At 48.2% G+C, this 12331-nt stretch carries 5 protein-coding genes, 2 tRNA genes and 3 rRNA genes; 1 reads left to right on the top strand and 9 read right to left on the bottom strand.

Annotation, left to right across the window (positions count from 1 at the left end):
* Window positions 1-160: 160 nt before the first annotated feature.
* The 7 genes from rrf to EPD17_RS10265 form a co-directional block, all read right to left on the bottom strand.
* Window positions 161-276: ribosomal RNA gene (gene rrf / locus EPD17_RS10295) — 5S ribosomal RNA — on the bottom strand.
* Window positions 277-337: 61 nt separating this feature from the next.
* Window positions 338-3233: ribosomal RNA gene (locus EPD17_RS10290) — 23S ribosomal RNA — on the bottom strand.
* A gap of 337 nt (window positions 3234-3570) precedes the next feature.
* Window positions 3571-3644: transfer RNA gene (locus EPD17_RS10285), tRNA-Ala, on the bottom strand.
* 63 nt (window positions 3645-3707) lie between these two features.
* A tRNA-Ile gene (locus tag EPD17_RS10280) sits at window positions 3708-3785 on the bottom strand.
* Between the two features lie 183 nt (window positions 3786-3968).
* Window positions 3969-5503 (bottom strand): 16S ribosomal RNA (locus tag EPD17_RS10275).
* The 16S, 23S and 5S rRNA genes sit together here with 2 tRNA genes alongside, the layout of an rRNA operon.
* 671 nt (window positions 5504-6174) lie before the next feature.
* The gene (gene truA, locus EPD17_RS10270) at window positions 6175-6924 is read right to left on the bottom strand and encodes a tRNA pseudouridine(38-40) synthase TruA (RefSeq protein ID WP_132053943.1); all 750 of its coding nucleotides are present in this window, start codon (window positions 6922-6924) and stop codon (window positions 6175-6177) included.
* A gap of 1 nt (window position 6925) precedes the next feature.
* Window positions 6926-8260 carry a DUF4476 domain-containing protein gene (locus EPD17_RS10265; protein ID WP_165929588.1) on the bottom strand — a complete coding sequence of 445 codons (1335 nt, stop codon included), beginning with the start codon at window positions 8258-8260 and terminating at the stop codon, window positions 6926-6928.
* A 107-nt stretch (window positions 8261-8367) separates the two neighbouring features.
* On the opposite strand from EPD17_RS10265, the gene EPD17_RS10260 reads away from it, so the two are divergent.
* Window positions 8368-10863: a M1 family aminopeptidase gene (locus EPD17_RS10260; protein WP_132053939.1), complete on the top strand. Its 2496-nt coding sequence runs from the start codon at window positions 8368-8370 to the stop codon at window positions 10861-10863.
* Between the two features lie 163 nt (window positions 10864-11026).
* On the opposite strand, the gene EPD17_RS10255 is transcribed toward EPD17_RS10260, so the two are convergent.
* Together EPD17_RS10255 and EPD17_RS10250 are read right to left on the bottom strand one after the other, a co-directional pair.
* Window positions 11027-11830, bottom strand: a complete 804-nt coding sequence (locus EPD17_RS10255) for a TPM domain-containing protein (RefSeq protein ID WP_132053937.1) — start codon at window positions 11828-11830, stop codon at window positions 11027-11029.
* Between the two features lie 37 nt (window positions 11831-11867).
* Window positions 11868-12329: a TPM domain-containing protein gene (locus EPD17_RS10250; protein WP_132053935.1), complete on the bottom strand. Its 462-nt coding sequence runs from the start codon at window positions 12327-12329 to the stop codon at window positions 11868-11870.
* Window positions 12330-12331: the final 2 nt, after the last annotated feature.

Here is a 12331-nt window from a genome sequence, read left to right as displayed (position 1 = left end):
CTCGCAAACAACAATAAAATAAGTAAAGACTTTCCCGATCAAAATGGCCGTTGCAGATCACAGTGAAGAACACTCACCTTTCCTTCTCTCCCCTACCATCCCCTAACGCAAAACAGCCTTACACAAAAGTATAAGGCTGTTTTAATATTGATGTAAATAAGATTGGCGGTTACCTACTCTCCCGGAGCATTGCTACTCCAGTACCATTGGCCATGAGGGGCTTAACTTCTCTGTTCGGTATGGGAAGAGGTGGACACCCTCGGAAAAACCACCATCAATATTGTTTGACATACTGGAAAGCAAGTTTGTAGTAAAGTATAATGTTAGTTAGATAATAAAATTAAAGCGTACGGGCAATTAGTACTACTCGGCTGAACGTATTACTACGATTACACCTGTAGCCTATCAACGCAGTAGTCTGCTGCGGCCCTTAAAAGAAAACTCATCTTGTGGAAGGTTTCACGCTTAGATGCTTTCAGCGTTTATCCTGTCCGTACATAGCTACTCGGCACTGCACCTGGCGGCACAACCGATACACCAGCGGTACGTACGACCCGGTCCTCTCGTACTAAGGTCATGTCCACTCAATTTTCTTGCGCCCACCACAGATAGGGACCGAACTGTCTTGCGACGTTCTGAACCCAGTTCACGTGCCACTTTAATCGGCGAACAGCCGAACCCTTGGGACCTTCTCCAGCCCCAGGATGTGACGAACCGACATCGAGGTGCCAAACCTTTCCGTCGATATGAGCTCTTGGGAAAGATCAGCCTGTTATCCCCGGAGTACCTTTTATCCTTTGAGCGATGGCCTTTCCATATAGAAACCACCGGATCACTTCAGCCGACTTTCGTCCCTGCTCGACTTGTAGGTCTCACAGTCAAGCTCCCTTATACTGATGCGCTCTGCGTACGATTACCAACCGTACTGAGGGAACCTTTGCAAGCCTCCGTTACACTTTAGGAGGCGACCACCCCAGTCAAACTACCCACCATGCACTGTTTCCCTCGAAAGGGATTAGACTCTAAACAAAGAGAGGTTGGTATTTCAACGACCGCTCCACAACCCCTGGCGAGGCTGCTTCATAGCGTCCCAACTATCCTACACACCCGTTGTTCAAAATCAATGCAAAGTTGTAGTGAAGGTTCACGGGGTCTTTCCGTCCCGTGGCGGGTAACCGGCATCTTCACCGATACTACAATTTCACCGGGCTCGTGGAGGAGACAGTGTTCAACTCATTAGACCATTCGTGCAGGTCGGAACTTACCCGACAAGGAATTTCGCTACCTTAGGACCGTTATAGTTACGGCCGCCGTTTACTGGGGCTTCAGTCAGGAGCTTTGACCTTGCGGTCGAACACCCTTCCTTAACCTTCCAGCACCGGGCAGGTATCAGGCCCTATACGTCATCTTTCGATTTTGCAGAGCCCTGTGTTTTTGTTAAACAGTTGGTTGAACCATTTTACTGTGACCATATCGCTATGGTACGCCTTATCCCGAAGTTACAGCGTCAATTTGCCTAGTTCCTTCTCCACGGCTCACCCGAGCGCCTGAGAATATTCATCCCGTCTACCTGTGTCGGTTTGCGGTACGGGCCGCTGTAGCCTAACCTTAGAGGTTTTTCTCGGCAGCTTTTAACTTCACTCACCGCAGCCGAAGCTTTGGTGTACTTTCCCGCTTTGCCAAGTCTTGCGGATTTGCCTGCAAAACCTATAGCTACACGGTTAACCGCACTATTCCGTAAGTGCGGGGAAGGTTCAATACTGCGTCACCCCATCGAAACTACAGTGGGTGCTGGAATATTAACCAGCTTTCCATCAGCTACCCCTTTCGGGTTCACCTAAGGACCCGACTAACCCTGATCCGATTAACGTTGATCAGGAACCCTTAGACTTTCGGCGTTAAGGTTTTTCACCTTAATTATCGTTACTTATGCCTACATTTTCGTTTGAAACCACTCCAGCAATGGTCACCCATCACCTTCAACGCAGGTTTCAATGCTCCCCTACCGATATACACTCAAAGTGCAATCATAGAGCTTCGGTTCATGGTTTGATGCCCGATTATTTTCCGCGCGGCGTCTCTCGACCAGTGAGCTGTTACGCACTCTTTAAATGAATGGCTGCTTCCAAGCCAACATCCTGGCTGTTATAGAAACGCCACCTCGTTTGTCCAACTTAACCATGTATTGGGGACCTTAGCTGCTATTCTGGGTTATTTCCCTCTCGGCCACGGACCTTAGCGCCCGCAGCCTCACTGCTGCATAGCATTTATGAGCATTCGGAGTTTGTCAGGGTTTGGTAGGCGGTGAAGCCCCCTAGCCCAATCAGTAGCTCTACCTCTCATAAACTCTAATTAATGCAACGCTGTTCCTAAAAACATTTCGGGGAGAACGAGCTATCTCTCAGTTTGATTGGCCTTTCACCCCTATCCACAGGTCATCCCATAGCTTTTCAACGCTAATGGGTTCGGACCTCCACTGGGTGTTACCCCACCTTCATCCTGCCCATGGATAGATCACAAAGTTTCGCGTCTGCCCCCACTGACTTAATTGAACGCCCTGTTCGGACTCGCTTTCGCTACGGCTCCGTTAAATAAGAACTTAACCTCGCCAGTGAGGAGCAACTCGTAGGCTCATTATGCAAAAGGCACGCCGTCACTACGTAAACGTAGCTCCGACCGCTTGTAGGCGCACGGTTTCAGGTACTATTTCACTCCCTTATTCAGGGTGCTTTTCACCTTTCCCTTACGGTACTGGTTCACTATCGGTCTCTGAGGAGTATTTAGCCTTACCAGATGGTGCTGGCAGATTCAGGCAGGATTTCTCCGGTCCCGCCCTACTCAGGATACTGCTCGTCCCACTCAATGTACGCTTACGCGGCTTTCACGCCCTATGGCCCAACTTTCCAGATGGTTCAGCTTGATGAGTGTTTCTAAATGCAGTCCTACAACCCCCATGGAGCACGCCCCACAGGTTTGGGCTCTTCCCCGTTCGCTCGCCACTACTTAGGGAATCATTTTGTTTATTTTCTTTTCCTCCGCCTACTTAGATGTTTCAGTTCAGCGGGTTGGCTTCTCTTTCGAGATAATACGCCTTCAGCGTACTGGGTTGTCCCATTCGGAGATCCAGGGATATATCACTCGTGTGCAGTTCCCCCTGGCTTATCGCAGCTTACCACGTCCTTCATCGCCTCTCAGAGCCTAGGCATCCACCATGCGCCCTTATGTGCTTTAAATCTTTTTAGATTTATCTAATTCAATTTGTGAAAATTGTATTTACCCAACCACTTTGATTGACTTCAGACCACCAAAATTATTTAGTGATGCAAAAAAACTATCATTGTGATCTTGGCTAACTATAGCATTATTTCTACTACAATTGCTTTCCAATATGTCAAAGAACTTAAACTGCAGAAGCTGCAAGCATTGCGCTATTAACTTCTCGCGTTTTATCTGTAAGTATTAAGGTTGCGAACCTCCAGGCCTAAAAGCCATACCCCACATCTAACTAAGTTTGAAAGAACTACTTTACTGACTTTACCGTCTTTTCCGACTTTACGGACTTTTAAAAAGTGGAGGATAACGGATTCGAACCGTTGACCCCCTGCGTGCAAGGCAGGTGCTCTAGCCAGCTGAGCTAATCCCCCATAAAAGGAATCTAGCTTTAAGCTTGCAGCTAGTAGCTAGCGGCTTGCAGCTTTCTTCTCTTTTGGTAGACCCGAGCAGATTTGAACTGCTGACCCCTACATTATCAGTGTAGTGCTCTAACCAGGCTGAGCTACGGATCTGAATGTTTCATTCTGTAGTAAGCCCCTCTACATTGTCTGTCGGGTTACTTAAGAGTTTAAGTAAAAGAACTGGTTTTTGAAAAACAAGTTTTGAAAGATTTTGGAAACAACAGCACATTAAGCAATCAAGTGTTTTAGTTTGCTATTACCTAAATAATAGTAACCAAAAGCTAAGCGCTCTAAAAAGGAGGTATTCCAGCCGCACCTTCCGATACGGCTACCTTGTTACGACTTAGCCCCAGTTACCGGTCTTACCCTAGGCGGCTCCTTGCGGTTACCGACTTCAGGTCCCCCCGGCTTCCATGGCTTGACGGGCGGTGTGTGCAAGGTCCGGGAACGTATTCACCGTATCATTGCTGATATACGATTACTAGCGATTCCAGCTTCACGCAGTCGAGTTGCAGACTGCGATCTGAACTGAGAGGCGTTTTTTGGGATTGGCTCCTTATCGCTAAGTGGCAGCCCTTTGTACGCCCCATTGTAGCACGTGTGTAGCCCTGGGCATAAAGGCCATGATGACTTGACATCATCCCCTCCTTCCTCGCGTCTTACGACGGCAGTTTCAGTAGAGTTCCCAGCGTTACCTGATGGCAACTACTGATGGGGGTTGCGCTCGTTGCGGGACTTAACCCAACACCTCACGGCACGAGCTGACGACAGCCATGCAGCACCTTACTGAGTGTATATTGCTATAAAACGAGCTTTCACCCGCGGTCACTCAGCATTCTAGCCCAGGTAAGGTTCCTCGCGTATCATCGAATTAAACCACATGCTCCACCGCTTGTGCGGACCCCCGCCAATTCCTTTGAGTTTCAACCTTGCGGTCGTACTTCCCAGGTGGGATACTTAATGCTTTCGCTCAGACGCATGCTGTCATATCGCACACGTCGAGTATCCATAGTTTAGGGCGTGGACTACCAGGGTATCTAATCCTGTTTGATCCCCACGCTTTCGTGCCTCAGCGTCAATGACTCTGTAGTGAGCTGCCTTCGCAATCGGTGTTCTATGTCATATCTAAGCATTTCACCGCTACATGACATATTCCGCTCACCTCCCGAGTATTCAAGACCTGTAGTATCAACGGCAGTTCCGAAGTTAAGCTTCGGGATTTCACCACTGACTTACAAACCCGCCTACGCACCCTTTAAACCCAGTGAATCCGGATAACGCTTGCACCCTCCGTATTACCGCGGCTGCTGGCACGGAGTTAGCCGGTGCTTATTCCTGGGGTACCGTCAGGCCGGATAAAAATCCGGGGTTTCGTCCCCCATAAAAGAAGTTTACAACCCAGAGGGCCTTCATCCTCCACGCGGCATGGCTGGTTCAGACTTGCGTCCATTGACCAATATTCCTTACTGCTGCCTCCCGTAGGAGTCGGGCCCGTGTCTCAGTGCCCGTGTGACTGGTCGTGCTCTCACACCAGTTACCCATCGCAGGCTTGGTGAGCCGTTACCTCAACCAACTACCTAATGGGACGCACGCCCATCCTTAAGCGCCGGAGCTATAACTATAAAGTGATGCCACTTCACAGTGTTACGAGGTATTAATCCGGGTTTCCCCGGGCTATCCCCCACTTAAGGGTAAGTTGCGTACGTGTTCCGCACCCGTTTGCCGGTCGCCATCAGTGTGTATTGCTACACACCATGCTGCCCCACGACTTGCATGTATTAAGCCTGCCGCTAGCGTTCATCCTGAGCCAGGATCAAACTCTCCATTGTAAATGAAGTGTCCAATTCCTGACTAATTAATAATCTCAAGGATTAATTAACGAGTCAAAAAATCGAATAATTAATGTTATTCGCTTTATTTGATTACCTAATGTTATTTGGTACATATAAAATGTACCGTGCTGTTGCTTCCAAACTTTCAAAGATCTTAAAAGATACCACCCTATCAGCAGTACCCCTTTTTCGTAAGCGCCCAGGGATGCGATCCCCTCAGGTCATAACCAATCACCTAAATCAGCTACACCAAACACCCTAAAAAACAATAAAGAACTATTTTTTAAACAAACCCCTCTTTCGTAATTGGGAGTGCAAAGATAAGAGAACCAAACACAACAACCAAAAGTTTTTTCAGAAATTTTAGTGCTTCTCCTTTCTTAAAAACACCGCAACTACCTAAAAACCAACCACTTAAAGAACTCCATTCCCCGTTTTCGGGAGTGCAAAGATAAAGAGAATTGACCCAAACGACCAAAAGTTTTTTGAGAACCTCTGAAAAAACTCAAAAACCAATAGTGGAAAAACAAAGAACAAAGAACTAATTGAAGAAAACTTCCCGCTGTGATGGTACGACCAACCGCGGCCTGCAAAGATAAGTAGCGAGGTGATTTAAACAAAAATTAAAAGCAAGTTTTCAAGATCTTTTCTTTCCCTTGTCGGAAAACTCATTTTTCTAGGTTTAGAAGGTGTCCAATCGGAAAAGCGACCTCTTTCAAAAACAAACCATGCGCTGGCACTGAGAAGCCGCACTTTTGTCCGGTTTCAAACAACTTTTTAAAATCTGCCATATTATATTTACCCCGGGCAATCTTTAACTGGGTGGCGGTAAGCAACCGCACCATGCCCCGCAAAAACCGATTTCCTTTTATATTATATACAAGCAGACCATTTTCTTCGCGCCATTCGCTTTTCAGAATTGAACAACGAAAGTTCTTTACTTGTGTGTTGGTTTTGCTGAATGCGGCGAAGTTCGTTTGTTCCTTTATTATTGCGGCTGCTTCTGCTAACGCCTCCAAATCTAATGGATAAGGGACATAATACGCAGTGTCCCTGCGAAAAGGATCTTTGAATTTGTAGATGTAATATTCATACTCGCGGCTAACGGCGTCGAAGCGGGAATGCGCCTCGGAGGCAACCGGGTATATTGCTTTAAGAACGATGTCACAAGGCAATACCGCATTGAGTTTATACAACAACTGCGGATGCAACGATTCTTCCAGATCGAAATGAAAGAAATTTTGCCAGGCATGCACACCCGCATCGGTGCGGGAAGATCCAGTAAGAGAAATGGATTGCCGTTGAATTAATTCCAGCGCCTGTTCGATTTCAGACTGTACAGTGATCGCGTTTTCCTGGATTTGAAATCCGCTGTAACGGGTGCCTTTGTAAGCCACCTCTAAAAAGTATCGCGCCATTTTATTGTGCTACCAACGCTTTAAAACGGGAGATATAAGGTTCGTCGCGAAGTTCGGACTGCAAACCAGAGAATGCACCTTTATCTATTATATGCGGAAAGGCAGCTTCCAAAAATTGCCATTTGCCATCCTGCGTCAAAAACAGGGTGCTCAAATTTTTGATTTGCTCCACGGAAAAACACTTGTTTCGAAAACTGCTGGGGGCCGCAATCACCATTTGGGTTTCGGTATCAAAGGACACCAGGCTTTTGCGGATGCGGAAAAAATCTTTATCGCTGGCCTTGCCGTTGCAGGTTTTAGGCGGAGTTGCTTTCTTTTCAGCTGTTACCGCGCCATTTGCTGCAGCCACGTCTTTGCCGCTTGCTGCCTCCCCTTCCGGTTCAACTTTCGCTTCGGCAAATACAAACTTTTGGTTTGGAATAAAGATTTGAACGGTGTCCACTACCCCGTCGATCTCATCCCAATACACCAGCCCAAAACCATCCACAGTGGAACTTTCCGCACGGCGGGTAATCTTTGATTTTTTATAAACCAGAGCTTCTGCACCTTCCTCATTCACTTCGGTCACGGAGTCAAGAGAAGTAGATGCATTGTTTGAAACAGCAGCAACGGTGTTGGTCGATGCCGGAACATTTACCTCTGTTGCCTTTGCCAATACCGAATCATTATTCGCTGAATTTTTTGCAACAGTGGCCGGCTGTACCGCAACGGTTGCGGCGTCATTTTTCTGAGCAACGGCATTTGCATTACCTGTAGCAACACTTACCACGGTATCAACTTGCTGGTGCACGGTGTTCGCAGTAACTGGCGAAACAGAACTGCTTTCTTCTGCTTTAGCTGGCGCGGTTTCTTGCGTTTTTGGCCGATCCGTTTTTTTTGCAGGCGTTGCGCTGGCAACTATAGGTTGGTAAAATACTGTCGTATCGTCGGCGGCTTCGGCAAGCAGGTGGGTAAAACGATCGTCGCGGACACGCTGGGTATAGGCAAAACCTGCAGCGCTGTTGGTAGGCTTGATTACCTGCATGTTTTGCAAGTCAAACAAACCCCAGCCGTCCGAAAATTTCTTGAGTAAAAAACCGCGGTCCGACTGGCGCACCGGTACCGAAAACTGCAATTCGCCCTCTCCTGCAGCCGGCCCTAATTGAAAGCTGTGCGTATTCTCCAGCAACTCGGGCAAAATAAGGTACCCTGTGGAAGAGGCACTCAACACTTTGCTGCCCATTTTTACATAAAATGGCGTTTGCGTGTCGGACTGTATATATATGAAATAGATTTTTTGGGCCCAGCCAACGGTACCAACACAAAGCAGCATCACCAGCAAAAAAGCGTTCTTCATGGTATTCAAAGTTACAGAAAACATCAGCGCTTTATTTACCCCGTCATTTTCAAATAAACGGGCCGAATAAAGCTTACCCCTAAATTTACACCCAACAATTTCTTATTATGAGTCGATTTGCTATTGCATTTTTCTTACTGGCAGCAGCGGGATCGCTGCAAGCGCAGGAAGCCGCACCCAGCACCATTCACCGAAACGCACAGGTGTACCAGACCACACCAGAAAAAATCAACAACCTGGTGCATACAAAATTGGAAGCACGGTTTGATTACACCAAATCTCAATTGAACGGCAAAGTATGGCTGACCCTGCAGCCGCATTTTTACCCAACTGATTCGCTGCGCCTGGATGCGAAAGGCATGGACATCAACCAAGTGGCGCTGGTGCGCAACGGTAAAAACAGCGCATTGAAATATACCTACGACAGCCTGCAACTGGACATAGATCTCGACCGCACTTACCGCCGCGGCGAAAGCTATGTGTTGTATGTAGAATACACCGCAAAGCCAAACGATTTTAAAACAAAAGGCAGCGCGGCCATCACCGATGCAAAGGGTTTGTATTTCATCAACCCGTTGGGTACCGAAGCCAACAAACCCACGCAAATATGGACACAAGGCGAAACAGAAGCTACTTCGGTTTGGGTGCCGACCATCGACAGGCCCAACCAAAAAACAACACAGGAATTTTACCTGACCGTGCCTGCAAAATATGTTTCCTTGAGTAATGGCAAACTGGTAAGCCAAAAGACCAATAGCGATGGCACCCGCACCGATTATTGGAAAATGGACCAGCCACATGCACCGTACCTGTTCTTTATGGGTGTTGGCGATTTTGCCGTGCTAAAAGACAATTACAAAGGCAAGGAAGTAAGTTATTATGTTGAAAAAGACTACGCAGCTGTAGCCCGCCGCATCTTTGGCATGACGCCGGAAATGATGCAGTTTTTTTCAAAGATCACCGGTGTGGAATACCCCTGGGTAAAGTATGCGCAAATGGTGGTGCGTGATTATGTTAGCGGTGCCATGGAAAATACAACAGCAACGTTGCATGGCGAATCGGCGCAACAGGATGCACGCCAACTAACCGATGGCAACAGCTGGGAAGATGTAATTGCACACGAATTGTTTCACCACTGGTTTGGTGATTATGTAACCAGCGAAAGCTGGAGCAACTTGACGCTGAACGAATCGTTTGCCAACTACAGCGAGTACCTGTGGCGGGAATATAAATATGGCAAAGAATCCGCTGATGCGCACAGCCATGAAGACATGCAGGGCTACATCATGAGTGGCAGCGAGGAAAAAGACCTGGTGCGTTTTGACTACCGCGATAAAGAGGACATGTTTGATGCCGTGAGCTACAACAAAGGCGGCCGCATTTTGCACATGCTGCGCAACTACATTGGCGACAGTGCATTTTTCAAAGGCATGAATTTGTATCTGACCAACAACAAATACAAATCGGCTGAAGCGCACCAATTGCGCCTTGCCTTTGAAGAAGTTACCGGCAAAGACCTGAACCCATTTTTCAACCAATGGTATTTTGGTAAAGGGCATCCTAAACTCGACATCACTTATAACTATAATGATGCAGCAAAGCAGGTGCAGGTAATTGTGCGCCAAACGCAGGACAGCACCAACTTGTTTCAACTGCCTACGGCCATTGACGTGTACCAGGGCAATGACCGGATGCGCTATAATGTGTGGGTAAAAAACCGGGTGGACACTTTTGTGTTTGCCGCACAACGCAGGCCCGACCTGGTGAATTTTGATGCGGAGAAAGTACTATTGGCAGAGAAAAAGGAAAACAAGACGCTGCAGGAATACGCCTTTCAATACCAGCATGGCCGCAACTTTATGGACCGCTACGAAGCGCTGGCTGCCGCTGCCGAAGCACAAGCCGAACAAAAGGCCGTGGAAATGCTGATGCAGGCTCTGAACGATCCTTACCACGAGCTCCGCAGCATGGCCATTCAAAACCTTGACCTGAAAAAGCAGGCGGTGAAAACCCTCGCTGAAGAAAAGCTGTATGCCATTGCGCAAAAAGATCCCAAACGCACCGTTAGGGCAGCTGCCATCAGCAAGCTGGGTGAGTATGGTTTTGCTAAATATGTACCGCTGTTCCGCAGCGCCATTTCTGATTCATCTTACACAGTTGCCGCCAGCGGACTGGAAGCACTGAGCTTAGTGGACACCGCCGCTGCAGCTGCCGAATTGGCGAAGCTGCCAAAAACCGGATTGAAGGGCGCCCTGGCTGGCGCTGCAACCCGCGTAATGATACAGGCCGGCGACGAAAGCAATGCAGAAACGATCCTCACCAACTTTGAAGCCATGCCACTGAACCAGGCGAAATTCGAAAGCATTGTGCCGCTGATTCAATACCTGGGCAAAGTGCAATCGCTGCAGACATTTAAACGCGGCATTGATGATGTGGTTGGTTTTGTAATGGCCATACCCGAAGCTTACCGTGGACAGGTGCAAGGTTTTGTTGAAAACATGTTGCGCCAACTTTCGCAGGCAAAAACCACCGCCGGTCAAAAAGAACAGGCAGCTTATATTACCAGCAAGATTGCAGATAATTTTGAAAAGAAAAGTTTCTAAGTTGACGATATAGCGCAATACATTTCATCCAATAAAAAGCAAAGGGCCGTATCAAACGGCCCTTTGCTTTTTATACAACCTGGGAAAAAATCTTTACTATTTAATGCCTTGAATGGGATTGCAAGTTGTTGGCTTTTGCAAAAAGTTTTTTTACAAAAAACTGCTACCACGAACCGCTGGCACCGCCGCCTCCGCCGCTACCGCCGCCAAATCCGCCAAAGCCACCCCCACCAAATCCGCCGCCTCCGCCTCCGAAGCCGCCACCAAATCCACCGCCGAATCCGCCAGGGAAGATAATGGGGCCGCCAACCCGGCGATAGCCTCTGCGGCTCATGAAGCCGCCACCACGGCCACCGCCACCGCCAAACATGTTCATGATGACGATGAGAATAATAATAGCGAAAATAATCTGCCCAATACTAATGCCACCATTACCACGCCTTTTGCCACGGTCGGCATAGCCGGGAGGAGCCTGGTATTCGCCGGCAGCAGCTTTAAAAATTGAAGTTGTTGCTTCATCAAAACCGCGGTAAAAATTACCGGTGCGAAAAGCAGGAATTACATCGTTTTCAATAATGGTGCGGGCCGTGGCATCGGGCACCACACCTTCCATTCCATAACCTGTTTGGATGTTGATCTTACGGTCTTGGATAGCCGCCAGCAAAACAATGCCGTTGTCTTTTTCCTTGTTGCCCACGCCCCATTTCCGTAGGATCTGCAAACCCACATCTTCAATCGGAAAATCTTCCAGCGTGGTCATGGTTACCACCACAATCTGGTTGGAAGTACTGTCGTCGTAGGCTACCAGTTTTTGCTCCAAAGCTGCTTCCTGCTCCGGTGTCAGCACATCTGCCAGGTCGTTTACCAACCGTGCCGGCGACGGCCTCGATGGCACAATGCGGTCGATGCTTTGCGCACCAACCAACAAACTGCAGCTAAGAGATATGATTAAAAGGAAATACTTCATTGATTGTTCAACACGTGACTGGTAGCGCATGCGCAGCTTATCTGCCAAAAATTATATCGTCGGGCAATTCGTTTTTATCTGTGCTTTGATCGTACGGGAAAAACTGGTGCAAGGCATCACCAATGTCGCCAAGGCATTCAATGATCCCGTCAACAGGATGCTGCTCGCGGAAATGCCGGAGCATCTTACCGACTTCAGCTTCCCAATACTGCTGTCCCACTTTTTCATGGATACCGGCATCGCCATAAACCGCCACCTGGTGATCGGCCAACGCCAGGTATAGCAACACGCCATTGCGTTGCGAGGTGGCATCCATTTGCAACTGGAAAAACAGTTCGGCAGCGCGGTCAATGGCATCAACATAGCGGCACCGCGATTCAACAAAAATGCGCAGTTCGCCGCTGGTGCGTTGCTCCGCAGCCCGCAGTGCAGCAAGGATTTGCTCCTGCTCCGTATGACTGAAAAATTCAGTCTGCTTTTGCCAGGGAAACAGCCGCACGG

This window comes from Pseudocnuella soli (genome assembly GCF_004347775.1).
Classification (GTDB): Bacteria; Bacteroidota; Bacteroidia; order Chitinophagales; family Chitinophagaceae; genus Flavisolibacter; species Flavisolibacter aquaticus.
Note: the sequence above shows the minus strand (reverse complement) of the source record. Positions and strands in the feature narration are given on the sequence as shown.

Coding starts and splice junctions, on each gene's coding strand:
- EPD17_RS10255 (WP_132053937.1), bottom strand. CDS start 11,830: ATGAAGTATTTCCTTTTAATCATATCTCTTAGCTGCAGTTTGTTGGTT.
- EPD17_RS10260 (WP_132053939.1), top strand. CDS start 8,368: ATGAGTCGATTTGCTATTGCATTTTTCTTACTGGCAGCAGCGGGATCG.
- truA (WP_132053943.1), bottom strand. CDS start 6,924: ATGGCGCGATACTTTTTAGAGGTGGCTTACAAAGGCACCCGTTACAGC.
- EPD17_RS10265 (WP_165929588.1), bottom strand. CDS start 8,260: ATGAAGAACGCTTTTTTGCTGGTGATGCTGCTTTGTGTTGGTACCGTT.